The 23,303-nt window shown below is 64.5% G+C and carries 20 protein-coding genes; 9 read left to right on the top strand and 11 right to left on the bottom strand.

The genetic code is table 11. The features are described 5' to 3' along the window. The first annotated feature begins 73 nt into the window (after positions 1-73). The 4 genes from ASD75_RS10245 to ASD75_RS10230 are packed head-to-tail and all read left to right on the top strand — an operon-like array spanning position 74 to position 4,897. A complete protein-coding gene (locus ASD75_RS10245) occupies positions 74-877 on the top strand; it encodes an enoyl-CoA hydratase/isomerase family protein (protein ID WP_056745354.1) in 804 nt (267 codons plus the stop codon). Then, positions 874-2,808 carry a biotin carboxylase N-terminal domain-containing protein gene (locus tag ASD75_RS10240; protein ID WP_056745345.1) on the top strand — a complete coding sequence of 645 codons (1,935 nt, stop codon included), beginning with the start codon at positions 874-876 and terminating at the stop codon, positions 2,806-2,808. The genes ASD75_RS10245 and ASD75_RS10240 overlap by 4 nt, the downstream gene beginning before the upstream one ends. Beyond that, positions 2,805-3,977 (top strand): acyl-CoA dehydrogenase family protein, encoded by a 1,173-nt coding sequence (locus ASD75_RS10235; protein ID WP_056745343.1) that lies wholly within the window; start codon positions 2,805-2,807, stop codon positions 3,975-3,977. Before ASD75_RS10240 ends, ASD75_RS10235 begins: the two co-directional genes overlap by 4 nt. A gap of 14 nt (positions 3,978-3,991) precedes the next feature. Then, entirely contained in the window at positions 3,992-4,897 is a 906-nt protein-coding gene (locus ASD75_RS10230; protein WP_056745340.1) for a 3-keto-5-aminohexanoate cleavage protein, read from the top strand. A gap of 153 nt (positions 4,898-5,050) precedes the next feature. Here the strand turns inward: ASD75_RS10230 and ASD75_RS23700 are convergent, their stop codons facing one another. From ASD75_RS23700 to ASD75_RS10220, 3 genes are all read right to left on the bottom strand, one after another. Next, complete coding sequence (locus tag ASD75_RS23700) at positions 5,051-6,310, bottom strand: hypothetical protein (RefSeq protein ID WP_156400996.1); 1,260 nt, start codon at positions 6,308-6,310, stop codon at positions 5,051-5,053. 116 nt (positions 6,311-6,426) lie between these two features. Continuing rightward, positions 6,427-8,598: a 3-hydroxyacyl-CoA dehydrogenase NAD-binding domain-containing protein gene (locus tag ASD75_RS10225; RefSeq protein WP_056745867.1), complete on the bottom strand. Its 2,172-nt coding sequence runs from the start codon at positions 8,596-8,598 to the stop codon at positions 6,427-6,429. 23 nt (positions 8,599-8,621) lie between these two features. After that, the gene (locus tag ASD75_RS10220; protein WP_056745338.1) at positions 8,622-9,827 is read right to left on the bottom strand and encodes an acetyl-CoA C-acetyltransferase; all 1,206 of its coding nucleotides are present in this window, start codon (positions 9,825-9,827) and stop codon (positions 8,622-8,624) included. Between the two features lie 145 nt (positions 9,828-9,972). Between ASD75_RS10220 and ASD75_RS10215 the strand changes: the two genes are divergently transcribed. Next, positions 9,973-10,275 carry a hypothetical protein gene (locus ASD75_RS10215; protein ID WP_225581100.1) on the top strand — a complete coding sequence of 101 codons (303 nt, stop codon included), beginning with the start codon at positions 9,973-9,975 and terminating at the stop codon, positions 10,273-10,275. Between the two features lie 84 nt (positions 10,276-10,359). Here the strand turns inward: ASD75_RS10215 and ASD75_RS10210 are convergent, their stop codons facing one another. The 7 genes from ASD75_RS10210 to ASD75_RS10180 all read right to left on the bottom strand — a co-directional run bounded on the left by ASD75_RS10210 (position 10,360) and on the right by ASD75_RS10180 (position 18,424). Continuing rightward, the gene (locus ASD75_RS10210) at positions 10,360-11,523 is read right to left on the bottom strand and encodes an acyl-CoA dehydrogenase family protein (RefSeq protein WP_056745337.1); all 1,164 of its coding nucleotides are present in this window, start codon (positions 11,521-11,523) and stop codon (positions 10,360-10,362) included. A 127-nt stretch (positions 11,524-11,650) separates the two neighbouring features. After that, positions 11,651-12,817, bottom strand: coding sequence for an ABC transporter substrate-binding protein (locus tag ASD75_RS10205; RefSeq protein WP_056059375.1), 1,167 nt, complete (start codon positions 12,815-12,817; stop codon positions 11,651-11,653). Positions 12,818-12,936: 119 nt separating this feature from the next. Beyond that, entirely contained in the window at positions 12,937-14,793 is a 1,857-nt protein-coding gene (locus ASD75_RS10200) for a long-chain fatty acid--CoA ligase (RefSeq protein ID WP_056745335.1), read from the bottom strand. A gap of 6 nt (positions 14,794-14,799) precedes the next feature. After that, on the bottom strand, positions 14,800-15,618 hold the full coding sequence (locus tag ASD75_RS10195) for an ABC transporter ATP-binding protein (RefSeq protein ID WP_056745332.1): 819 nt from the start codon (positions 15,616-15,618) through the stop codon (positions 14,800-14,802). Beyond that, positions 15,615-16,454: an ABC transporter ATP-binding protein gene (locus tag ASD75_RS10190; RefSeq protein WP_056745330.1), complete on the bottom strand. Its 840-nt coding sequence runs from the start codon at positions 16,452-16,454 to the stop codon at positions 15,615-15,617. Before ASD75_RS10190 ends, ASD75_RS10195 begins: the two co-directional genes overlap by 4 nt. 14 nt (positions 16,455-16,468) lie before the next feature. After that, positions 16,469-17,545 carry a branched-chain amino acid ABC transporter permease gene (locus ASD75_RS10185; protein WP_015012487.1) on the bottom strand — a complete coding sequence of 359 codons (1,077 nt, stop codon included), beginning with the start codon at positions 17,543-17,545 and terminating at the stop codon, positions 16,469-16,471. A 3-nt stretch (positions 17,546-17,548) separates the two neighbouring features. Continuing rightward, positions 17,549-18,424, bottom strand: a complete 876-nt coding sequence (locus tag ASD75_RS10180) for a branched-chain amino acid ABC transporter permease (RefSeq protein ID WP_056059365.1) — start codon at positions 18,422-18,424, stop codon at positions 17,549-17,551. 291 nt (positions 18,425-18,715) lie between these two features. Here ASD75_RS10180 and ASD75_RS10175 point away from each other — a divergent pair, with 291 nt between their 5' ends. The 3 genes from ASD75_RS10175 to ASD75_RS10165 all read left to right on the top strand — a co-directional run bounded on the left by ASD75_RS10175 (position 18,716) and on the right by ASD75_RS10165 (position 20,812). Continuing rightward, positions 18,716-19,513, top strand: a complete 798-nt coding sequence (locus ASD75_RS10175) for a crotonase/enoyl-CoA hydratase family protein (protein ID WP_056745328.1) — start codon at positions 18,716-18,718, stop codon at positions 19,511-19,513. Positions 19,514-19,618: 105 nt separating this feature from the next. After that, positions 19,619-20,104 carry a thioesterase family protein gene (locus ASD75_RS10170; RefSeq protein WP_056745327.1) on the top strand — a complete coding sequence of 162 codons (486 nt, stop codon included), beginning with the start codon at positions 19,619-19,621 and terminating at the stop codon, positions 20,102-20,104. A 150-nt stretch (positions 20,105-20,254) separates the two neighbouring features. Beyond that, positions 20,255-20,812: a polymer-forming cytoskeletal protein gene (locus tag ASD75_RS10165; RefSeq protein WP_056059359.1), complete on the top strand. Its 558-nt coding sequence runs from the start codon at positions 20,255-20,257 to the stop codon at positions 20,810-20,812. Between the two features lie 60 nt (positions 20,813-20,872). On the opposite strand, the gene ASD75_RS10160 is transcribed toward ASD75_RS10165, so the two are convergent. Continuing rightward, positions 20,873-21,295: an acyl-CoA thioesterase gene (locus tag ASD75_RS10160; protein ID WP_015012492.1), complete on the bottom strand. Its 423-nt coding sequence runs from the start codon at positions 21,293-21,295 to the stop codon at positions 20,873-20,875. Positions 21,296-21,422: 127 nt separating this feature from the next. On the opposite strand from ASD75_RS10160, the gene ASD75_RS10155 reads away from it, so the two are divergent. Continuing rightward, the gene (locus ASD75_RS10155) at positions 21,423-23,297 is read left to right on the top strand and encodes an ABC transporter ATP-binding protein/permease (protein WP_056745326.1); all 1,875 of its coding nucleotides are present in this window, start codon (positions 21,423-21,425) and stop codon (positions 23,295-23,297) included. Positions 23,298-23,303 lie beyond the last annotated feature (6 nt).

Genomic DNA, 23,303 nt, shown 5'->3' with positions numbered 1-23,303 from the left:
CTCGGCTGCCCTGGCACTGGGCCGCGCCAGTTTCGTATGTCGTGCGTAGCGCGCAGCACGGTGGAGACCTGACATGCCTTTACAGATAACCCGCGCGCCGCTGGCTAGCGGCTGTGTGGAAACCTGGACGCTCAACGACCCGGCCAGCCGCAATGCGCTGTCAGAAGCCATGGTGGACGCCCTGCTGGCCGCGTGCGAGCGCGCTGCGACCGATGCCGACCTGCGTGGCGTGGTGCTGCGGGGTGCCGGTGGGCACTTCTGCGCGGGTGGCAGCCTGGGCGGTTTTGCTAAGACCATTGGCCAGCCCCTGGCCGCCGGCGAAGCCGACCCGCTGGTGCCGTTGAACCGCCGCTTTGGCGCGTTGCTGCAGGCCCTGTGTGCGTTGCCGCAGTGGCTCGTCGTGGCGGTGGAAGGGGCGGCCATGGGCGGCGGCTTTGGTCTGGTGTGCTGCGCAGACCAGGTGTTGGCCCATACCCGCGCGCAGTTCGCCACGCCCGAGGTCACGCTGGGCATCGTGCCTGCGCAGATCGCGCCCTTTGTGGTGCGGCGCCTTGGCCCGTCTGCTGCGCGGCGGTGTTTGCTGACCGGCGAGCGCTGGGATGCCGCTGCCGCCCAGCGCTTGGGCCTGGTCGATGACCTGGTGGAGGGCGACATGAATGCCGCTTTGCAGGCCGCCATTGCACGCCACGCTGCCGCAGCGCCGCAGGCCGTGGCCGCTACCAAACGTTTGTTGCTGGCCCAAGCCGAAACGCCGTTGCCCGGGCTGCTGGACGAAGCGGCAATTGCTTTTTCGCAGGCGCTGCGTGGCCCCGAGGCTCCGCAAGGGCTGGCGGCGTTCGCTGCGCGCAAGGCGTCGCCCTGGAGTGCGAAGCTATGAAAAAGATACTGATCGCCAATCGCGGCGAGATCGCCAGCCGCATCATCCACACCGCCCACCGCATGGGCATCGAAACCGTCGCGGTCTATTCCGACCCCGATGCCAACGCCCTGCACGTGCGCGAAGCCACTCAGGCCGTGGCGTTGGGTGGCGCGGCCAGCGCCGACACCTACCTGCGCATCGACAAGCTGCTGGGCGCCGCCCGTGCCACCGGCGCAGATGCCGTGCACCCCGGCTATGGCTTCCTCAGCGAGAACGCTGACTTCGCCCAGGCCGTGGTCGATGCGGGCTTGACCTGGATCGGCCCGCCGCCCGGCGCCATCCGCGCGCTGGGCAGCAAGGCCGGGGCCAAGGCGTTGGCCCAGTCGCAGGACGTGCCCTGCCTGCCCGGCTATGCGGGCGACGACCAGAGCGACGAACGCTTTGCCGCCGAGGCAGCCCGCATCGGCACGCCCCTCATGGTCAAGGCCGTGGCGGGTGGGGGGGGGCGTGGCATGCGCTTGGTCACCGACCTGGCGCAGTTGCCTGCTGCCCTGGCCGGTGCGCGGTCGGAGGCGCTTGGGGGTTTTGGCTGTGGCGACCTGCTCATCGAACGCGCACTGATGCAGCCGCGCCACGTGGAGGTGCAGATCTTTTCCGACGCTCACGGCGGATGCATCCACCTGGGCGAGCGCGATTGCTCGGTACAGCGCCGCCACCAGAAAATCATCGAAGAGTCCCCCAGCCCCGCCGTGGACGCCGCGCTGCGCGAGCGCATGGGCGCCTGCGCCGTGGCGCTGGCACAGGCCGCTGGCTATGTGGGTGCGGGCACGGTGGAATTCCTTCTGGATGGGGCTGAATTCTTCTTGATGGAGATGAACACCCGCCTGCAAGTGGAGCACCCTGTGACCGAAGCGCTCACGGGGCTGGACCTGGTGGAGTGGCAGATCCGAGTGGCTCGGGGCGAGCCGCTGCCGCTCACGCAAGATCAGGTGCATCTGCAAGGCCACGCCATCGAAGTGCGCCTGTGTGCCGAAGACGCACATTTCCGCCCCCACACGGGCCGCGTGCTGCACTTCAGCGCGCCGCCTGCCACCGCGTTTGAGCGGGCCGTGCCGGGCGTGCTGCGTTTTGACCACGCGCTGGAAGAGGGCGCCGAAGTCACCCCCCACTACGACGCCATGCTGGGCAAGCTCATCGTGCACGCGCCCACGCGGGCCGAGGCCATTGCTGCCCTGTTGCGCGCGCTGCAGGGCACCCGCGTGCTGGGCCTGCCCACCAACCGCGCGTTTCTGGCGGCGTGCCTGCAGCACCCGGTGTTTTCCAGTGGGCAGGCGCTGGTGCCGTTCCTGGCGGAGCACGCCCAGGAGCTGCAGCGGTTGCTATTAAATAGTGAGCTATCAGTGCATATTCCTTCGGCGCTATCGGCCATTTTTGCTTCAAATACGCCGTCGGACCTGCCTTGTGCGATGGCCAGGCCCCTGCGGCTGCGCCACCAGGGCGAGGTGCACTCCGTCGCCGTGCGCGAGCTGGGCGGTGGGCGGCTGCTGGTGGAACAGGCCGGGGCAGAGCCTGTGACTTTGCAGCTGCCCCAGCGCGGTGTGCATTGCGTGGCGGTGGGCCCCCGGCGCTGGCACTGGCAAACCGGCGGCGTGGACGGCTGGGTGGAAGACGCATCGTGGGAGCCCGCTGCGCGCGCGGGTGCGGCGGGCGGTGCGACGGAGTTGCGCGCCCCCTTCAACGGCAAGGTGGTTGCGCTGCCTGTGGCAGCAGGCCAGGCGCTGGCGGCGGGCGATACGGTGGTGGTCATCGAATCCATGAAGCTCGAACACAGCCTGGCCAGCCCCGCCGCCGCCACCGTGGCCGAGCTGCTGGTGGCCCCCGGCCAGCAGGTGTCGCCCGGCCAGGTGCTGGCCCGCTTTGCACCCGCCACGCAAGGAGCGCCCGCATGACCGCCACATCCGACGCAACCCCTGTGAGCGACGAAGACCGCACCGCCCTCGCCGACACCGTCACCCGCTTTGCCCGCACCGAGATCGCGCCGCATGTGGACGCGTGGGATGCCGCCGGTGAATTCCCCCGCAGCCTGTACCGCCGCGCGGCCGACCTGGGCCTGCTGGGCCTGGGCTACCCAGAGCAGTACGGCGGCACACCCGCCAGCTACCTGCTGCGCCTGCCGCTGTGGCGCGCGCTCAGCCGCCACGGGGCCAGCGGTGGCGTGCTAGCCAGCCTGCTGTCGCACAACATCGGCCTGCCGCCCGTGCTGGCGCATGGCAGCGACGCCGTGCGTGCCGAGGTCATCCCGCCCGTGCTGGCGGGCGAGCAGATTGCCGCACTGGCGATTACCGAACCCGGTGGCGGGTCCGACGTGGCCCAACTCAAGACCACCGCGCGGCGCGAGGGCGATGAGTACATCGTCAACGGCGAAAAGGTGTTCATCACCTCCGGCATGCGGGCGGACTGGATCACGGTAGCTGTCAGAACGGGAGATGCTGGCAGCAAGGGCAGCGCAGGCATCTCCATGCTGCTCATCCCTGGCCACAGCCCAGGCCTGTCGCGCAGCAAGCTCGACAAGATGGGCTGGCTCTGCTCCGACACCGCCCACCTGCGCTTCGACAATGTGCGCGTGCCCGCGCGCTACCTGCTGGGCGAAGAGGGCGCGGGCTTTCGCATCATCATGGCCAACTTCAACGGTGAACGTTTTGGCTTGGCCGCATCGGCCCTGGGCTTTGCCGAGGCCTGCTACGACGAGGCCCTGGCCTGGGCCCGCCAGCGCAAGACCTTTGGCGCCGCGCTGGTAGAGCACCAGGTCATCCGCCACAAGCTGGTGGACATGCAAATGCGCATCCAGTCCACCGCCGCATGGTGCGAAACCGTGGCCGCGCAGGCCGACGCGGGCCGCACCGGTCCCGAGTGGGTCGCGCAGGTATGCATGTTGAAGAACCACGCCACCCAAACCATGCAGTTCTGCGCCGACCAGGCCGTGCAGATCCTGGGCGGCATGGGCTTCATGCGCGGCACCGTCAGCGAGCGCATCTACCGCGAGGTCAAGGTCATGATGATCGGCGGCGGTGCGGAAGAAATCATGAAGGACCTGGCTGCACGTCAGCTCGGCATTTGAAGGAGACAGGCACCATGCACAGCACCGACCACAGCAACAAAGCCATCATCACCTGCGCCATCACCGGCGTGCTGACGGACCCCGGCCAGCACCATGTGCCCGTCACGCCCGAGCAATTGGCCCAAGAAGCCCGCCGTGCCTACGACGCAGGCGCCGCCGTGGTCCATGTGCACTTTCGCAACCAGGAGCCCGGCAAGGGCCACCTGCCCAGCTGGGACCCGCAGGTGGCGCGCGACTGCGTGTTAGCCATGCGCGAGGCCTGCCCAGGCCTGATCATCAACCAGACCACCGGCGTGGTCGGCCCCAATTACCAAGGCCCGCTCGACTGCCTGCGCGCCACCCGCCCAGAGATGGCCGCGTGCAACGCCGGCTCGCTCAACTACCTGAAGGTGCGCAGCAACGGCACCTGGGCCTGGCCGCCCATACTGTTCGACAACCAGCCCGCCAAGGTCAAGGACTTCATCGACGTGATGCTGGAGACCGGTACGCTGCCCGAGTTCGAATGCTTCGACGTGGGCATCGTGCGCTGCGTAGAGATGTATGTACAGACCGGCATGTACACCGAGCGCTTGCCCGAATACAACTTTGTGATGGGCGTTGAATCCGGCATGCCTGCCGACCCGGACCTGTTACCCATCTTGCTCAAGCTAAAAATTAAGGATGCCCCCTGGCAAGCCACCGTCATCGGCCGCAGCGAGATCTGGCCCGTGCACCAGCGCGTGGCCGAGCTGGGCGGGCATTTGCGCACGGGGCTGGAAGATACGTTCTATCTGCCGGATGGGGCGAAGGCGGATTCGAACGGGCCGTTGATCGAGAAACTGGCGGAGTACGCGCGCAACGCGGGGCGGGAGGTGGCTTCGCCGCAGGAGGCGCGGGGGATGTTGGGGTTGAAGGGGGTGGCAGCTGCTTCGATTGCCTGAGTACTACATGAGGGAGCTCATTCCGGTGCTCTCCTCAGATCCTTGCAAATTGATCGTCTCGCGATCAATTTGCAAGGTAACCCTATCTGAGCTCTGACCGTAGAGTCGGTCGGCACTCTGCGCTTCATAAGCATGCAGCTTGACGCTGGAAAGCTATTTCCCCCGCTGTTCTTGTTCAACCACCGCTTTTGGCAGGAGCCACCAAGAGCCTTTCCTGACGGGAACCAGCCTCTCAAGCGCCAGGTTGTCCAACTTTTCGCTGGGAAGTTGTGCTACGTCTGGCGCAGTTGGCGCCTCCGAATATTTTTTAAGTTCTTCCACTAGCTTGCGCTCTGCTGTCGGATCAATGGGCTCCTCAAGCAGGGGCTTTCCTCTTTTTGGGGAGTGCTTTTCCCACATTGATACAACTACGTTGCTGGCATTGCCACGGGGTCTCGGCGCGATTTTGTGCAGACCTTGCTCGCGTTCCTCTTGGGGGATTGAGGAGAGTTCAGAGTTGATGCTTGAAAGCGAGGCTTTCAGATCAGGACCCCATATGAAGTCTTGGGCTGGGGCCAAGAAAGGTGGGGTGCATAGCTTGTGCAATTTATCGCCCGAGACAAACAAGTTGCAAAACGGCAGATAGAAGAGATACGCAATATCGGCCCGATTCGATGCTCGATCGGCAGAGATCAGGTTGGCTGCCAGAGCTATCTGAAAAAACATCTCAACTTTCAGAACGTGCGCTGCATAGGGCGCGTAGTTGGCAAGTGGAGGGAAGCCTGCAGAAGACCAGCGATGGAGAATTTCCCCCTGAAGATGGACCGGTACATGAACAAATTCAAAGAGCAGACCGATTTGCTCCAATGGAGCAGCTTGGGAGTGCATGAGTCCGTGAGCTAGTCCCCATGCCTCTTTGACAGATTTGCAATTTTTTGGTGTGACACCGAGGGCCCTCATTCTTTGAGCGACCTCGGGCAAGTTCAAGCTAGAGAGCATTGCCCGCCATGCGGACGCAGCATCGCGTTCGACCTCCATAAATTCGTGACGTTGCCAACGAGCAAACGATTCCGCTTCAGGGGAGGGCTTGAACACAACCCCAGCCTTGTTGTCTTTGGTTCTTATGGGGCGGCCGCCAGCGAGGGGGACTTGGCCCAATCTTGGTGCTTGGTGACCCAAGAGGTTGGCGATACACATATCCATGTGATGTACGCATGGAGCGCCAGACAACACAGGAGATTTGTCTGCAAGTATTCGGACTTCATCCTGAGGGGTTCTTGAAGAGTTTGAACGCTTGGTTTTTGCCAGATCTGCTAGTGTTTCCACATAAAAAACTGGGCATATGACGGCCAGAAAGAAGTGATCAAACCAGACCGATTCGTCAAGCGTCAGGGACTGTAAAAACGATTTGTCGAAGAGTGCGACGGGACCCATTTTTCCCTCGTGAGTAACTAGTGAACCGGGCGGTGGACATCCTTAGTGCATTCTCGATACCTCGATTGCATTTCTAGCGCACTTAGATATCCAGCGACCAACACTACCGCATCTCACTAGTAGGAGGGTTGAAGTCGTTCGACTGCCTGCTTGACTGTCTCGGAAGCTATGAAGCCGGCGCCGTGTTTAGTGGCAAGTTCTCGGGATCGCCGCCAAAACGCTTCCACGCCCATCCCATAAATAAACTGCATCGCCCCCCCCGTCCACGCCGGAAACCCAATCCCAAAAATCGACCCAATGTTCGCGTCATGCACGCTGGTCAGCACGCCCTCGGCCAGGCAACGCGCAGTCTCGATAGCCTGGCGGTATAGCAAGCGGTCCTGGATCTCCTGCACGCTCCATTCCACGCCGGGCTTTTCGAACAGGGGTTTCAACTCCGGCCACAGATGCTTCTTGGCGCCTGCGGGGTAGTCGTAAAAGCCGCCGCCACCGGCGCGGCCGGAGCGCTTCAGTTCCTTGACCATGCGCTCCACCAGCAGCTCGCCGGGTGTGGCGGTGTAGGTCTTGCCCTCGGCGGCGAAGTCGGCACGGGTCTGGTCCAGCACATGCACGCTCAGGGTCAGCGCGGTTTCGTCCAGCACGGCCAGGGGGCCTACAGGCAGGCCCGCTTGCATGGCGGCGTTTTCAATGGCGGCGGCGGGGATGCCTTCGCCCAGCATGGCGGCGCCTTCCATTACAAAAGTGCCGAAAGTGCGGCTGGTGTAGAAGCCGCGTGAGTCGTTGACCACGATGGGCACTTTGCCCAGGGCCTGCACGTAGTCGAACGCGCGGGCCACGGTTTCGTCATCGGTCTGCTTGCCCCGGATGATCTCGACCAGCTTCATCTTGTCCACGGGGCTGAAGAAGTGGATGCCGACAAACTTCTCGGGCCGGCTGCTGGCGGTGGCCAGGCCGCTGATGGGCAGGGTGGAGGTGTTGCTGGCAAAGAAGCCGCCGGGCGCCAATTGCGGCTCGGCCTCTTGCGTGACCTTGGCTTTCAGGTCGCGGCTTTCGAACACGGCTTCGATGATGAGGTCGCAGCCCGCCAGGTCGGCCGCGCTGGCGGTGGGCGTGATGCGGGCCAGCAGCGCCTGCTGCGTCTCGGCTGTCATGCGGCCCTTGTCCACACGGGCCTGGGTGAGTTTGGCGCTGTAAGCCTTGCCGGCTTCGGCCTTCTCCGTACTCACGTCCTTGAGCACGGTGGCGATGCCCCGGCTGGCCTGGGCCCAGGCGATGCCTGCGCCCATCATGCCGGCGCCCAGGATGCCGACCTTTTGCGGCTTGTAGCGCGGGGCCGTGCCTGGGCGCGACTTGCCGCTCTTGATCGCGTTCATGTCGAAGAAGAACGTGTTGATCATGTTGCGCGCCACGGGGCCGGTCATCAGGCGGGCGAGGTAGCGGCTTTCGATGCGCAGTGCGGTGTCGTAGTCCACCATTGCGCCTTCGACCATGGCGGCCAGCGCCGCCTCGGGTGCGGGGTAGCGGCCTCGGGTGGTCTTCTTGAGCATGGCGGGCGCCACGGTGAGGGCGCCAGCGATCTTGGGGTTGGCAGGTGTGCCGCCGGGCATCTTGTAGTTCTTGTCGTCCCACGGCTGCACCGCGTGTGGGTGGGTGGCGATGTGGGCCAGCGCGGCGGGCAGCAGTTGCTCGCGCGTAGCGACCAGCTCGTGCACCAGTTGCAGCTCCAGCGCTTCGGCGGGGTTGAAGAGCTTGCCTTCCAGGATGTAGGGCTGTGCGCCCATCAGGCCCAGCAGGCGCGTCATCTTGGTCACGCCGGTGGCGCCGGGCATCAGGCCCAGTGTGACCTCGGGCAGGCCGAACTGGATCTTGGGGTCGGCCACGGCGATGCGGTAGTGGGCGACCAGCGCCACCTCCCACCCACCGCCCAGCGCTGCGCCGTTGAGGCAGGCCACCACGGGGATGCCCAGCGTTTCGAGCGTGCGGAAGTGCTTCTTCATGCGCTCGATCTCGCCAAACACGCTGGGCGCATCGGCGGGTGTGAGGCGCATGGTGGCCTTGAGGTCGGCACCGGCAAAGAAGCTGGTCTTGGCTGATGCGAGCACGATGCCCTTGAGCGCAGTGCCCAGGCGTTCGCGGTCGCCCAGCACTTGGGCGGTGACCTCGCCCAGCTCTTGCTGCCACTGGCGGCACATGGTGTTGACGGGGGAGTTGGTTTCGTCAAACGTTATGACGGCGACCTGGCCTTCGGTGCCCTGGGCGGGGATGAGTTCGTAGCGGATGGTTTGCATGTTCTTGTCTCCTACCCAGTCCATCAAATGCGTTCAACAATCGTTGCGATGCCCATACCGCCGCCCACGCACAGCGTGGCCAGGCCGTAGCGCTGGCCCCGGCGGTGCAGCTCGTCAATCAGGGTGCCGAGGATCATGGCGCCCGTGGCGCCTAGCGGGTGGCCCATGGCGATGGCGCCGCCGTTCACGTTGACCTTGTCGTGCGGCACGCCCAGCTCGCGCATGAAGCGCATGGGCACGGCGGCGAAGGCCTCGTTCACTTCAAACAGGTCGATCTGGTCGATGGTCATGCCTGCACGGGCCAGCGCCTTTTTGGCGGCGGGCACGGGGCCGGTGAGCATGATGGTGGGGTCGGCCCCGCTGAGCGCCGTGGCCACAATGCGCGCGCGGGGCGTGAGGCCGTGGGCCTTGGCAGCGGCCTCGTTGCCGATGAGCACGGCAGCGGCACCGTCCACGATGCCCGACGAGTTGCCCGCGTGGTGCACGTGGTGGATGCGCTCCACCTGCGGGTAGCGTTGCAGCGCCACGGCATCAAAGCCCATGCCGCCCAGTTGCTCGAACGAGGGCTTGAGCGCGCCCAGGCCTTCGAGCGTGGTCTTGGGTTTGATGAACTCGTCTTCGGCCAGGATGGTCTGGCCGATGAAGTCGCGCACGGGCACGACGGAGTTCTTGAAGTAGCTCGCTGCGCGCGCGGCGGTGGCGCGGCGCTGCGATTCGAGCGCGAAGGCGTCCACATCGGCACGGGTGTAGCCGTCCAGCGTGGCGATCAGGTCGGCGCCGATGCCCTGGGGGACGAACAGAGTGGCGGAGTTGGTGGCGGGGTCTTGCGCCCAGGCGCCGCCGTCGGAGCCGATGGGCACGCGGCTCATGCTCTCCACACCACCGGCCACCACCAGGTCCTCCCAGCCGCTGCGCACCTTCTGCGCGGCCAGATTCACGGCTTCCAGGCCCGAGGCGCAGAAACGGTTGACCTGCACGCCCGCACAGCGAAAGTCCCACCCGGCCTTGAGCGCCGCGACCTTGGGCAGCACCGAGCCCTGTTCGCCCACAGGCGAGACGATGCCCATGACCACGTCGTCCACTGCCGCTGTGTCAAAGCGGTGGCGCGCTTGCAACTCGGTCAGCAGGCCTGCCAGCAGGTCGATGGGCTTGACCTCGTGCAGGGTGCCGTCCTTCTTGCCCTTGCCGCGCGGGGTGCGCAGCGCATCGAATACATAGGCTTCGGTCATGAATGGTCTCCGGTGGTTTCTCTAAACTTCAAGCAGTGCGGCGGTAAAGCCGCTGGGCTGGCTCACGCCACTACAAGGTGCTTTCTGACGCGGGTGCAGTGGTTTTTGCACTATCTTTCGGCGGTTGCTATCTACATTTCTGGCTATGGAACGAAATACATCCCCTGCATTGCAGCGCATCGCTCGCAGCGCCATCGAATACGACGACACGCGCGAAGGATTTGCGCTGGAGCACCATGTCGTGCTGGCGGCATCCAGTGCGCTGGCGGTGGCGGCCTTCATGGCGCCCAGCCGCAGCTCAGCAGCCATACGCGGCATTGGTGCCGGCTTGCTGCTGATGCGTGCGCTGAGTGGCAGCCAGGGTGTACGCTCCTGGCTGAATGTCACCGACCGCCGCCCTGGTGCGCCGCTGAGCCCCGAAGAAGCCCGCGCCGCCTGGTATCTGTAGCGGCATTCGGCGCCCACTTGTGCGTTGTGAAGGGCGTTGTGCAGGGCATCGTGCACTGCGTTATTCACGGTGCGGTGCATTCCGTTATTTGCCCAGGCCCATGGCCCGCGCAATCACTTCTTTCATGATCTCGTTGGTGCCGCCATAAATGCGCTGCACGCGTGCATCGGCGTAGGCGCGCGTGATGGGGTATTCCCACATGTAGCCGTATCCGCCAAACAGCTGCACGCATTCGTCCATCACCTTGCATTGCAGGTCGGTCGTCCAGTACTTGGCCATGCTGGCGGTTTCTGTGTCGAGCTGGTCGCGCACGATCAGCTCACAGCACTTATCCACGAACACGCGGGCCACCTGCACCTGCGTTTGCAGCTCGGCCAGGGTGTGGCGGGTGTTTTGAAATGACGCCACGCTCTGGCCAAAGACCTTGCGCTGCTTGACGTAGTCCAGCGTCCAGTCAATGGCGGCCTGGGCGGCGGCCACGGCGGTGATGGCGATCTGCAGGCGCTCCCAGGGCAGCTGCTCCATCAGGCAGATGAAGCCACGCCCTTCCATGGCGGGGCCGCCCAGCAGGTTGCCCACCGGCACCTGCACGTCGTTGAAGAACAGCTCGGACGTGTCCTGCGCCTTCATACCCATCTTTTTGAGGCGCTGGCCTTTTTCAAAACCGGGCATGCCGCGCTCCACCAGCAACAGGCTGGTGCCCTTGGCCCCGGCCGCCGGGTCGGTCTTGGCGACCACGATCACCAGGTCGGCATGCCAGCCGTTGGTGATGAAGGTCTTGCTGCCATTCAGCACATAGTGTGATCCGTCCGCACTTTTGATGGCCGTAGTCTTGATGCCTTGCAGGTCGCTGCCCGCAGCCGGCTCGCTCATGGCGATGGCGCCCACCACGGCGCCGCTGGCCATCTGCGGCAGGTACTTCTGTTTCTGGGCTTCAGTGCCGTAGTGCAGGATGTACGGCGCCACGATCTCGCTGTGAAGGCCAAAGCCGATGCCGGTGGTGCCTGCACGTGCCAGCTCTTCCATCTGCGCCACCGAGTACAGCTTGTCGGCCCCGGCGCCGCCGTACTCCTCGGGCAGGCTCATGCACAGAAAGCCGTTGGCGCCCGCCTGGCTCCACACCTCGCGCGCCACATAGCCCTGGTCTTCCCAGGCGGCGTGGTAGGGCGTTACCTCTTTGTCGATGAAGCGGCGAAAGCTGTCGGCAAAGGCCTGGTGGTCGGGCTGGAAGAGGGTGCGTTCGATCATGGTGGGGCAACCAGGTTATTTATGCAAAGTTACTGCTTGGTTAAATTCTGCCACCGACTGAGCCCGGATGCACCCCCTGAAACGCAAAAGCCGCCCGAAGGCGGCTTGAAGGAGGCGGGTCAGGCGCTCATGGCTTGACGTAGTCGGAGACCACCTTCCACTTGCCATCGGTGATCTGCGACAGGCGAGAAAGATCGCTGCCCAGGCGCTTTTGTGGGCCAAAGGTGCCCTCGGCGCTGCCGAACATGTCGGGCGGAATCACCATGGTGTCCATGGCCTTGATGAAACTGTCGGTGCTCAGGTTGGGACCTGCCTTCTGGGCCGCCTTGATGAAGGCGTCGATGGCGTTGTAGCCGTAGACCGAGAACACGGTGGGGTCTTCGTTGAACTTGGTCTTGTACTTGTTGGCCCAGAAACGGATGGGCTGGCTGGCTTCATCCAGGTAGGGGTGTTGCACCGTCATGGTGGCGTACAGCCCGTCCATGGGCTTGCCGCCCAGCTTGTGGATGAGGTCGGTGTAGGCGGCGCTGGAGCCCAGGAAGGTGGGGTTGAAGCCCGTCTTGCGCGCCTCGCCAATCGTGCCGATGGTCTCGCGGATGATGGTGCCCAGGATCACGAAGTCGCATTCGGACGACTTCATCTTGGCGACCTGTGAAGAGAAGTCGGTGGCGCCGCGCTTGTACGAGGTCTTCTCGGTGAAGTCCATGCCCATGGACTTGAGTGCCGCCTCGCCCCCGCGCATCACCTCCAGGCCAAATTCATCGTCCTGGTAGATGGTGCAGATCTTCTTGGCGCCCTTTTCCTTGATGAGCTTGGGGGCTGCCAGGCGGATCTGGTCATAGTAAGTGGCGGCAAACGAATACTTGAGCTTGTGGAAGGGCTCGTACATTTCCCGCGCGGCCGTCACCGGGAAGAAGTTGATCACGTTCTTGCTGAACTGCACCGGCATAGCGGCCAGGTTTTGCGCCGTGCCGATGTGCGCCACCATCATGAAGATCTTGTCCTGGTTGACCAGCTTCTGCGCGGCCAGCACGGCTTTCTTGGGGTCGTAGCCCGAGTCCTCCACCTTCAGGTCCAGCTTGCGGCCATTGACGCCGCCTTGCTCGTTGGCCTCGTCCACGCGCAGCATCATGCCCAGCCGCACCTGCTTGCCAAAGCCCGCCAGCGGGCCGGACAGATCCTGGATGGAACCCAGCGTGATGGTGTCCTTGCTCACGCCCTGGCTGGGCTGGGCCTGTGCAGCACCTCCGGCCATGGCCACGATGGCCAGCGCGGCAATGTGATGAAACTTCATGGCACGTCTCCTTTGGTTGGATCGAACTCGGTTGCTCGTTATAGAACGATGCCCGGGGTGGGGCACCAGCACTTTCCCTATCCTGATGGGCGTGGCCTGTGGTTGCGTGACGTGCGCACCTACCGGTACATCGCCTCAATCTGCGGTGCGTACTTCTGCTGCACCAGCTTGCGCTTGAGCTTCATGGTGGGTGTCAGCTCTTCGTCCTCAGCCGTGAGCTGTGTGTCGAGCAGGAAGAACTTCTTAATCTGCTCCACGCGGGCGAACTTGGCGTTCACGCGGTCGATTTCGCCCTGGATCAGCTCTTGCACCTCGCGCGTGCGGGTCAGGCTGGCGTAGTTGGAGAACGGCACGTCGTTGTCCTGTGCGTACTTTTCCACGTTCTCCTGGTCGATCATGATGATCACCGTGAGGTAGGGCAGCTTGTCGCCAATCACCACCGCGTCGGTGATGTAGGGGCTGAACTTGAGTTCGTTCTCCAGCTCGCTCGGCGTGATGTTCTTGCCGCCCGCCGTGATGATGATGTCCTTCATGCGGTCGGTGATGCGAAGGTAGCCATCGGCGTCGATCAGGCCCACATCCCCCGTGTGCAGCCAACCTTCGGGGTCGATGGTTTCGGCGGTTTTCTCGGGCTGGTTGAGGTAGCCCTTGAACACATTGGGGCCACGCACCAGGATTTCGCCCGTGGCGGGGTCGATGCGCACCTCGTTGTAGCTGGCCGCCGGGCCGATGGAGCCCGGTTTGATGCGGCTGGCCGGCACACCGGTGGAGGCGCCGCAGGTCTCGGTCATGCCCCACACCTCCAGCATGGGCACACCCAGCGCCAGGTACCACTTCACCAGATCGGGCGAAATGGGCGCTGCGCCCGTGACCAGAAAGCGCGCACGGTGGATGCCGATGAGCTTGCGCACATTGTTGAGCGCCAGAAAGCGCGCCAGCATGAACTGCGCCTTCAGCAAACCGCCCACCGGCTGTCCGGCCAGCACCCGATCTGCGATGCGGGTGCCCACGCCAATCGACCAGGCATAGGCCGCCTGCTGCATGCGTGTGGATTCCTTGAGTGCGATCATCACGCCCGAATAGAACTTCTCCCACACCCGGGGTACGGCGGTGAACACCGTGGGCGCGATCTCTCGCACGTTCTCGGGCACGGTGTCGGGGTTCTCGACAAAGTTCAGGCGCGCGCCGGTGTAGAGCGAGAAGTATTCACCCCCCATGCGCTCGGCGATGTGGCACAGCGGCAGAAAACACATGGTCTCGTCGGCCTCGCTGCGCGAGATCAGCGTGTTGTAGCCGCGAACGGTGTAGGTGAGCGCGGCGTGCGTGTGCATGGCACCCTTGGGCTTGCCGGTGGTGCCCGAGGTGTACACCAGGATGGCCAGGTCTTCGGGTCGGCAGGCCTTGACGCGCTGCATCAGCGCGTCGGGGTGTTGTGTATTCCAGGCCCTGCCCAGTTCGCGCAGAGCTGTGAGGCTCAGCACATCGGGGTCGTTCAGGCTGCGCAGGCCTTCCATGTCGAACACCACCACCTTGCGCAGCAGGGGCAGGCTGCTGCGCACTTCCAGGGCCTTGTCGAGCTGTTCATCGTCTTCCACAAACAGCACGGTGGTGCGGGAGTCTTCGCTCAGGTAGTGCACCTGCGCCGCCGCGTCTGTGGGGTAGATGCCGTTGGCCACGCCGCCGCAGCTCAGCACGGCCAGATCGGCCAGCACCCATTCGATGTTGGTGTTGGACAGGATGGATGCACATTCGCCGGGCGCAAAACCCAGCGACAGCAGGCCGCCCGCAATCTCCCGCACGGCTTCGGCCGTCTGGTTCCAGGTCCAGCTCTTCCAGATGCCCAGCTCCTTCTGGCGCATCCACACGCGCGGGCCGCGCTCGGCCACGGCGTTCCAGAACATGGCGGCGATGGTGTCGCCTGCGAGCACGTCGGTGCCTGCGGGCTGGATGTGATCGAGGTCCCAGAGGTTGGACATTTGCGCTTATCTCCAGGTCTTCTTTTTCTTCCAGCGCCGCTCTCCGCGCACGCCGACATCTTTCATCCCAAGGTAGAACTCCTTGATGTCGTCCTTCTCGCGCAGGCGCTCGCAGCTGTCTTCCATCACGATGCGGCCGTTTTCCAGCACATAGCCGTAGTCCGACGCGTTGAGCGCCATGTTGGCGTTCTGCTCGACCAGAAGGATGGTGGTGCCGCGCTCACGGTTGATGCGCACCACGATCTCGAAGATCTCCTTGGTGAGCTTGGGGGACAGGCCCAGGCTGGGCTCGTCGAGCAGGATGAGTTCGGGGTTGGCCATGAGCGCACGCGAGATCGCGAGCATCTGCTGCTGCCCTCCCGAGAGCAGGCCCGCGTCCTGCGCGGCGCGCTCCTTCAGGATGGGGAAGTAGCCGAACACGGTTTCGATGTCGCGCGCCACCGCGTCCTTGTCGGCGCGCGTATAGGCGCCCATTAGCAGGTTGTCGCGCACCGACAGCAGCGGGAACACCTCGCGCCCCTCGGGCACATGCATGAGGCCCCGGCGCACGATGGCTGCCGGGTCGTTGGCGGTGATGTCGGCGCCCTGGAATTCGATGGAGCCCTTGCGCGGGTCGATGATGCCGCTGATGGTTTTGAGGATCGTCGTCTTGCCCGCGCCGTTGCTGCCCAGCACGGCGGCGATCTCGCCGCGCCGCACCTGCAGGCTGACGCCCCGGATGGCCTTGATGGGGCCGTAGGCACTTTCCACGTTCTGCAGGCGCAGCAGGGGTTGGTCAGCTGCTGCAGCAACTGGTGTGCTGGTAGCGGCAAGTACGGCGCTCATGCCCGAACCCCCATGTGAGACCCCGCCGGGCGGCGCAGGTTGCTCACATCGTCGATGGTGCCCAGATACGCCTCGATCACCCCGGGGTGCGTCTGCACCTCGCGCGGCGTGCCCATCGCCACCACCTCGCCCTGGTTCATGGCCAGCACGCGGTCGGATACCTTGGAGACCAGCGACATGTCGTGCTCTACCATCAGCACGGTGATGCCCAGCTCGTGCTGGATGTCCTGGATCCAGAAGGCCATGTCGTCCGTCTCCTCCACGTTCAGGCCCGACGAGGGCTCGTCGAGCAGCAGCAACTGCGGCTCAGTGCACAGCGCACGTGCCAGCTCCACCACCTTGCGCACGCCGTAGGGCAGGCCGGCCACCATGGTGTCGCGGTAGTGCTGCAGGTCGAGAAAGTCGATGACCTGCTCGGCCTTCTCCCGGGCCTGAACTTCGCCTTCACGCACCTTGCGCGTGAAGAACATCTCGGCCCACAGGCTGCTGTGTTGTCGGGTGTGGCGGCCGATCAGCAGGTTGTGCAGCACACTCGCGTGCTCGAAGAGTTCGATGTTCTGGAAGGTGCGTGCAATGCCTAGGCCTGCCACCTTGTGCGGCGGCTGGTCGGTCAGTGGCAGCAGGGACCCGCCCGGGCCCGCGTAGGCGATGGTGCCGGTGGTGGGCGTGTAGATGCGGCTGATGAGGTTGAACACCGTCGTCTTGCCCGCGCCGTTGGGGCCGATGAGGGTGAACACCTCGCCGCGCCGCACGTCAAAGCTCACGTTGTTGACCGCCAGCACGCCGCCGAAGCGGACGCTGAGGTTCTGCGCCGAAAGCAGCACGTCTTGGTTCATAGTGGTCGCCGCGCTCATTTCAAGCGATCCGATTTCTGGAACGACTTCTGCCGCTTGAACAAGCCCTTGCGGTAGAACGGGAACATCTGCAGCCAGGTGCGCACCTTGAGCCAGCGGCCATACAGCCCCATGGGCTCGAACAGCACAAACGCGATCAGCACGACGCCGTACACCACCGCCTGCAGGCCGGGTGACTGGCCGATGGAGTCCGGCAGCCAGTCCTTGCCCAGGGAGATGAGCTGTGGCATGGAGATCAGGAAAATTGCGCCCAGAAAGGCGCCATGCACCGAGCCCAGCCCGCCGATCACGATCATCAGCAGCAGGTCGATGGACTGCAGGATGTTGAACTGGTCGGGCGAGATGAACTGCAGCTTGTGCGCGTACAACGCACCGCCGATGCCTGCCAGTGCGGCCGATATGGAGAACGACAGCGTCTTGTAGCGCGCGAGGTGGATGCCCATGCTCTGTGCGGAGATCTCTGAATCACGGATGGCGACAAACGCGCGGCCCGTGGGCGAGCGCAGCAGGTTCAGGATGGCCAGCGTGCTGACTACCGCAATCACGAGGCACAAAAAGTAGAACGACTCCGTGGTCTCGAACGAGTAGCCCGCGATTTGTGGCGGTACCAGGTGCTTGCCGGAGTTGCCGCCGGTCACCGACTCCCAGCGCGCAAAAACTTCTTCCACAATGAACCCGAACGACAGCGTGGCCATGCCCAGGTAGATGCCCTTGACGCGCAATGCGGGCAGGCCCACCACCACACCCACAGCGGCCGACAGCCCCGCCGCGCAGGCCAGAGACAGCGCAAACGGCCAGCCCATTCCCGTGAGCACTGCCTGCGTATACGCCCCCACGCCCAGAAACGCGGCATGCCCCAGCGAGAACAAGCCGGTGAAGCCCGCCAGCAGCATCAGCCCCAGGCCCACGATGGCGTAGATGAGCACAAAGGTGAGCTGTGCCAACCAGTATTCAGGCGCCACCCAGGGCGCGGCGACCAGGGCCAGGCACAGCAGGCTGTACCAGAACACATGCCCGCCATGCTTGGCGAGGCGAATGTCTTGCTCGTACGAGGTCTTGAAGAGAAAGCGCATGGGTCAGACTTTCTTTCTCAGCTTCTCGCCGAACAGTCCGTTGGGTTTGACCATCAGCATGATCAGCACCACGATGTATGCGGCCGTGTCCTTGAACCCATCGGGCAGATAGAAGCCCGAGAGCGATTCGACGATGCCGATCACCAGTCCGCCGACGATGGCGCCCGGCAGGCTGCCAAAGCCGCCCACCACAGCGGCCGGGAAGGCCTTGAGGCCGATCAGCCCCATGTTGGCGTGCACGAAGGTAATGGGCGCCAGCAGCAGGCCTGCCACCGCCGCCACGGCGGCGGCCAGGCCCCAGGCCAGACCGTTGAGCCGCTGCACCGGAATGCCCATGTAGTAGGCGGCCAGCTGGTTCTGCGACGACGCCTGCATGGCGATGCCCAGCTTGCTGTAGCGGAACATGGCAAACAGCAGCACGCACAACACGCCTGTGGCGCCGATCACCACCAGCTGCTCGGCGTTGAGCACCAGTGCACCGAGGCGAAACGACAGGTCCTTGTAGGGCACGGGCAGCGTGTGCGTCTCGGTGCCGATGTTGGGGATCATGGTCACCAGCCCACGCAGCACGTAGCCGATGCCGATGGTGAGCATGACGATGGAGAAGGCGGGCTGGCCCAGGATGGGACGGATCACGGCGCGCTCCAGCACCACGCCAAAGCAGCCCATGGCCAGGATGCTGGCGAGCACGGCCACCCAGAAGGGAAAGCCCAGCACCGTCATGAGTGCCAGCCCGCAGAAGGCGCCGAGCATCATGAGTTCGCCCTGGGCGAAGCTCACGGTCTCCGTGGCCTTGTAGATGAGCACGAAGCCCAGCGCGATCAGGCCGTAGATGCACCCCTGGGAGACACCGCTGATCAACAGTTGCACAAATTGCACACTGGCTCTCCAGAATAAGTGATACGCAAAGCGGGTAAGAGCGGGGCATATGCCTTGTGGGCATGTGCCAGGTGCATCGTTGCTTGCGCAGGTCCTGCAGATTATTTTTACAAAGCGATTGCTTTGCATAAATAATGGTGCACGCGTGCTGTGCATACCGCACTCGGGGCTAACCCTGATGGGGTGGGCGAGCGGGTAGCGGCGGATATTGACGCAGCGCTGCACCCTGCGCAATAGGAGTAACGTCGGGTGGGTGAACAAGTTCTGAGCACCGGACCACAGGAGAGCCGCATGTCCGTAGAGGTTGAAACGCAAGGCGGTGTCACGCTGGTGACATTGCGCCGGCCTGATGTGCGCAACGCGGTGGATGCCGACACCGCCCGCGCACTGCATGCGGCCTTTCTGGCCTTTGAGCACGATGAAAGCGCCAATGTGGCGGTGTTCCAGGGCGCTGGCGGGCATTTTTGTGCGGGCTGGGATCTGCAGTCGGGCGCGCGTCTCCTGGCCGACGGCGTTGCGCCCGAAGCGCTGGCAGAGACGCTCGACTTCCCCCCCGACGCGGTCCACCCGCCGGGGCCTATGGGACCGAGTCGCCTGCATCTGTCCAAGCCGGTGATCGCAGCGATCGAAGGCGCCGCTGTGGCCGGCGGCATGGAGCTGGCACTGTGGTGCGACCTGCGCGTGATGGCGGAGGACGCCTACATGGGCGTGTTCTGCCGCCGTTTTGGCGTGCCGCTGATCGATGGCGGCACCGTGCGCCTGCCGCGCCTTGTCGGGCTGTCACACGCGCTCGACCTGATCCTGACCGGGCGCAAGGTGGAATCTGCCGAAGCCCTGCGCATGGGGCTGTGCAACCGCGTGGTGCCTGCCGGACAGGCGCTGGAGGCCGCCCTGGCGCTGGCACATCAGTTGGCCGCCTTCCCGCAGGCCACCCTGCGTGCAGACCGCGCCAGCGCGCTGGCCGCCGAGGGCTTGCCTTTGCAGCAGGCCTTGCTGCAGGAGTGGGCGGGTGGCCGCGAATGCCTGGCCGACGCGCTGCGTGGCGCCTCGCGGTTTGCGGCTGGGCAGGGACGCCACGGACAGTTTTAAGTCAAAATGCCTCCAGGTGCTTGTGTATCAAGCGCCAGCAGCTATAAAAACAGGAGTCATCGGACCGGTGGGCGCAGCGCGCTGCAGGTCCGCACACAGCACACCATGAGCAAAACCACTTCCCCCCAGCCACAGGCTTTTGAGCCCGAGTTCATCGCCGGGCTCAAGTCCATCTTTGAAGAAAAGATCGTGTTCAACCAGGTCCTGGGGCTCAAGGTCACCGCCCTGGCGCCTGACGGCGTGGTGGGACGCATCGACATGAAGCCCGACCTGGTGGGTCACTACGCCTACAACCGCATTCACGGTGGCGTGATCAGTGCGGGGCTCGACGCCATGGGCGGCCTGGCCGTGATGGCTGCGATTGGCGCCAAGCACCTGGACGAGCCGCCCGAGCAGCGCCTGCACCGCTTTGCCAAGCTGGGCACCATCGACCTGCGCATCGACTACCTGCGCCCGGGCATTGGCAGCCACTTTGAGCTGCGCGCGCAGGTGTTGCGGCTGGGCTCGCGTGTCGCAACGACACGCATGGAGTTTCTGGGGCCGGACGGGCAGATCATGTCGGCGGGGGCTGCGGCTTACATCGTTTCTTGATCCGGGCGTGCTGCCGTGCACGGGATGTGTGATCCCGCAAGCCTTGCAAGCGCATGCTACGAGAGAACCGTTTGGTTACCGTTCTTGCGTAACGAAGGCATCTTTCCAGGGACACGAAACCTACGATGACTCTCTTTTCAAGGAGATCTGATGGCCGTGCAAAACCCTTTCTTTGGCAAGCGTGAACCCGAGTCGTTCCAACCCCGCAGCAGCACCACCTCAGGCTCCGTATTGGGCGGCACGGCGGCCAGCAGCGCCGCACCTGCGCAGCCGGTGCCTGCTCCATCTGCCCCCAAGTCGGCCAGTGCCAGCGACAGCTCGGGCAGCAAGCTCACGGTGGGCCCGAACATCAAGCTCAAGGGCGTGGAGATCACCGACTGCGACACGCTCGTGGTCGAAGGCACGGTCGAGGCCACGATGGATTCGCGCGTGATCCAGATCTCGGAGCACGGCGCCTTCAAGGGCTCGGCTGAAATCGACATTGCCGAGATCCACGGCGAGTTCAACGGCACGCTCACCGTGCGGCAAAAGCTGGTGATCTACAGCACCGGCAAGGTCAACGGCAAGATCCGCTACGGCAAGCTGGTGGTGGAAGAGGGTGGACAGCTGGCGGGAGAGATCGAGGCCGGTTTTTCCGCATCGTCGTCCAGCAGCACACAGCGGGCAGCAGCCCCCTTGAGGGCTGAGCCAGCCGCGCTGGCAGCCTGACCTGCACTCACAGCCGCGCCCCGATAGGCGCGGTCAGTCCGTTCGATTCCGTTCGGCGGCTCACGCAGGCGCGTTGTGCTTGGGCACCGGGCGCGGCCTGCCCTGGTGGTCGATGGCCACATAGGTCAGGCGCGCCTCCGTCACTTTCACATACTGCCCCTGGGCAGAAAAACGCTCGGCATACACCTCCACCTCCACGGTGACCGAGGTGTTGCCCACGCGCGTGATGGCCGAGAAGAACGACAGGATATCGCCCACGCGTACGGGCTGTTTGAAGATGAATTCATTGACCGCCACCGTGGCCATGCGGCCCTGGATGTAGCGCGCGGGCAGCACGGAGCCCGCCAGGTCGACCTGCGCCATCACCCATCCGCCAAAGATGTCGCCATTGCCGTTGGTGTCGGCGGGCATGGGGATGACCTTGAGCACCAGCTCCTTGTCGGTGGGCAATGCGGCGGGTGGTGGGCTGAAAACGGCAGACATGGGCACAATCTCGGTTGGGGCTGAGCCAATCCTTGGGGAAACCGGTGGTTTCACAAGGCCTCGCGCCCTGAAAAAGCCACCTGGGCAGCAGCCAGGTCGGTAAAAACAACAACCGGAATTGTCCCCCATGCGCCACCACGGCGAAACCTCCCCCCCTGCCGCCGCCAGCGCGCCCGGTGCCACCGCCAGTGGCACGGCCGCCAGTCCCGCACCGGTCCAGTCGGACTGGGCCACCCTGCACCGATTGCTGCCCTACCTGTGGCAATACAAATGGCGCGTGATAGCCGCCATCGTCTTCATGGTGGGCGCCAAGTTCGCCAACGTGGGCGTGCCCATCCTGCTCAAGACGCTGGTCGATGCCATGAGCCTGAAGCCGGGCGACCCCGCCGCGCTGCTGGTGGTGCCGGTGGGGCTGCTGGTGGCCTACGGCGCGCTGCGGCTGTCCACCTCGCTGTTCACCGAGCTGCGCGAGCTGGTGTTTGCCAAGGCCACGCAGGGCGCAGCGCGCTCGATTGCGCTGCAGACCTTTGAGCACCTGCACGCCCTGAGCCTGCGGTTTCACCTGGAGCGCCAGACGGGTGGCATGACGCGTGACATCGAGCGCGGTGTGCGCGGCATCGAGTCGCTGATCTCGTTCACGCTGTTCAACGTGGTCGCCACCCTGGTCGAGGTGGTGCTGGTGCTCTCGGTGCTGGCCATCAAGTTCGACGCCTGGTTTGCGTGGATCACGCTGGCGGCGCTGGCGCTGTACATCCTCTTCACGGTGCTGGTGACCGAGTGGCGCACCCAGTTCCGCCGCGAGGCCAATGAGTTCGACTCGGCCGCGCATTCCAAGGCCGTGGATTCGCTGCTCAACTACGAGACGGTGAAGTACTTCAACAACGAAGGCTTCGAGGCCCGCCGCTATGACGAAAGCCTGGAGCGCCTGCGCCGCGCGCGCCTGAAGAGCCAGACCACGCTGTCCCTGCTCAACACCGGCCAGCAGCTCATCATTGCCGTGGGCCTGGTGGCCATGCTGTGGCGCGCCACACAGGGCGTGGTCGATGGCCGCATGACGCTGGGCGACCTCGTCATGGTCAACGCCTTCATGATCCAGCTGTACATCCCGCTCAACTTTCTGGGCGTGATCTACCGGGAGATCAAGCAGAGCCTCACCGACCTGGACAAGATGTTCACGCTCATGGACAAAGAGCGCGAAGTGGCCGACGCACCCGGCGCCCAGCCGCTGGCGGGGCTGAGCCAGCCCACCGTGCGTTTTGAGAACGTGCACTTTTCCTACGACGTGCGTCAAGGCAGCGACTTCAGCAGCGGCCGGCCCATCCTGCAGGGCATCAGCTTCGAGATACCGGCGGGCAAGACGGTGGCGGTGGTGGGGCCTTCGGGTTCGGGCAAGTCCACACTGGCCCGGCTGCTGTTTCGCTTCTACGACATCCAGCAGGGGCGCATCACCATTGCGGGGCAGGAGATCCGCAGCGTGACGCAGGCGAGCGTGCGCCAGGCGATTGGCATCGTCCCACAGGACACGGTGCTGTTCAACGACACGGTGGCCTACAACATCGCCTATGGCCGCACCGGTGCCAGCCAGGATGAGATCGAAGCCGCCGCCCGTGCCGCACGCATCCACGACTTCATTGCCAGCACGCCCAAGGGCTACGCCACCATGGTGGGCGAGCGCGGGCTCAAGCTCTCGGGCGGTGAAAAGCAGCGCGTGGCCATTGCGCGCACCCTGCTCAAGAACCCGCCGATCCTGATCTTTGACGAGGCCACCAGCGCGCTGGATTCCGCCAACGAACGCGCCATCCAGGCCGAGCTGCAGGGAGTGGCGCAGAACAAGACCACGCTGGTGATTGCCCATCGCCTGTCCACGGTGGTGGACGCGCACGAGATACTGGTCATGGACGCGGGCCGCATCATCGAGCGCGGCACGCACGCGCAGCTGCTGGCCCTCGGCGGCCGCTACGCCAGCATGTGGTCGCTCCAGCAAAGCGATGCTGCCGCCTGAGCGGCA

The organism is Acidovorax sp. Root568 (assembly GCF_001427445.1).
GTDB classification, from domain to species: domain Bacteria; phylum Pseudomonadota; class Gammaproteobacteria; order Burkholderiales; family Burkholderiaceae_C; genus Acidovorax; species Acidovorax delafieldii.
Note: the sequence above shows the minus strand (reverse complement) of the source record. Positions and strands in the feature narration are given on the sequence as shown.

Excerpts from the sequence above, each read along its gene's own strand:
- ASD75_RS10245 (WP_056745354.1), top strand. The coding sequence starts at position 74 with ATGCCTTTACAGATAACCCGCGCGCCGCTGGCTAGCGGCTGTGTGGAA.
- ASD75_RS10240 (WP_056745345.1), top strand. The coding sequence starts at position 874 with ATGAAAAAGATACTGATCGCCAATCGCGGCGAGATCGCCAGCCGCATC.
- ASD75_RS10235 (WP_056745343.1), top strand. The coding sequence starts at position 2,805 with ATGACCGCCACATCCGACGCAACCCCTGTGAGCGACGAAGACCGCACC.
- ASD75_RS10230 (WP_056745340.1), top strand. The coding sequence starts at position 3,992 with ATGCACAGCACCGACCACAGCAACAAAGCCATCATCACCTGCGCCATC.
- ASD75_RS23700 (WP_156400996.1), bottom strand. The coding sequence starts at position 6,310 with ATGGGTCCCGTCGCACTCTTCGACAAATCGTTTTTACAGTCCCTGACG.
- ASD75_RS10225 (WP_056745867.1), bottom strand. The coding sequence starts at position 8,598 with ATGCAAACCATCCGCTACGAACTCATCCCCGCCCAGGGCACCGAAGGC.
- ASD75_RS10220 (WP_056745338.1), bottom strand. The coding sequence starts at position 9,827 with ATGACCGAAGCCTATGTATTCGATGCGCTGCGCACCCCGCGCGGCAAG.
- ASD75_RS10215 (WP_225581100.1), top strand. The coding sequence starts at position 9,973 with ATGGAACGAAATACATCCCCTGCATTGCAGCGCATCGCTCGCAGCGCC.
- ASD75_RS10210 (WP_056745337.1), bottom strand. The coding sequence starts at position 11,523 with ATGATCGAACGCACCCTCTTCCAGCCCGACCACCAGGCCTTTGCCGAC.
- ASD75_RS10205 (WP_056059375.1), bottom strand. The coding sequence starts at position 12,817 with ATGAAGTTTCATCACATTGCCGCGCTGGCCATCGTGGCCATGGCCGGA.
- ASD75_RS10200 (WP_056745335.1), bottom strand. The coding sequence starts at position 14,793 with ATGTCCAACCTCTGGGACCTCGATCACATCCAGCCCGCAGGCACCGAC.
- ASD75_RS10195 (WP_056745332.1), bottom strand. The coding sequence starts at position 15,618 with ATGAGCGCCGTACTTGCCGCTACCAGCACACCAGTTGCTGCAGCAGCT.
- ASD75_RS10190 (WP_056745330.1), bottom strand. The coding sequence starts at position 16,454 with ATGAACCAAGACGTGCTGCTTTCGGCGCAGAACCTCAGCGTCCGCTTC.
- ASD75_RS10185 (WP_015012487.1), bottom strand. The coding sequence starts at position 17,545 with ATGCGCTTTCTCTTCAAGACCTCGTACGAGCAAGACATTCGCCTCGCC.
- ASD75_RS10175 (WP_056745328.1), top strand. The coding sequence starts at position 18,716 with ATGTCCGTAGAGGTTGAAACGCAAGGCGGTGTCACGCTGGTGACATTG.
- ASD75_RS10170 (WP_056745327.1), top strand. The coding sequence starts at position 19,619 with ATGAGCAAAACCACTTCCCCCCAGCCACAGGCTTTTGAGCCCGAGTTC.
- ASD75_RS10165 (WP_056059359.1), top strand. The coding sequence starts at position 20,255 with ATGGCCGTGCAAAACCCTTTCTTTGGCAAGCGTGAACCCGAGTCGTTC.
- ASD75_RS10160 (WP_015012492.1), bottom strand. The coding sequence starts at position 21,295 with ATGTCTGCCGTTTTCAGCCCACCACCCGCCGCATTGCCCACCGACAAG.
- ASD75_RS10155 (WP_056745326.1), top strand. The coding sequence starts at position 21,423 with ATGCGCCACCACGGCGAAACCTCCCCCCCTGCCGCCGCCAGCGCGCCC.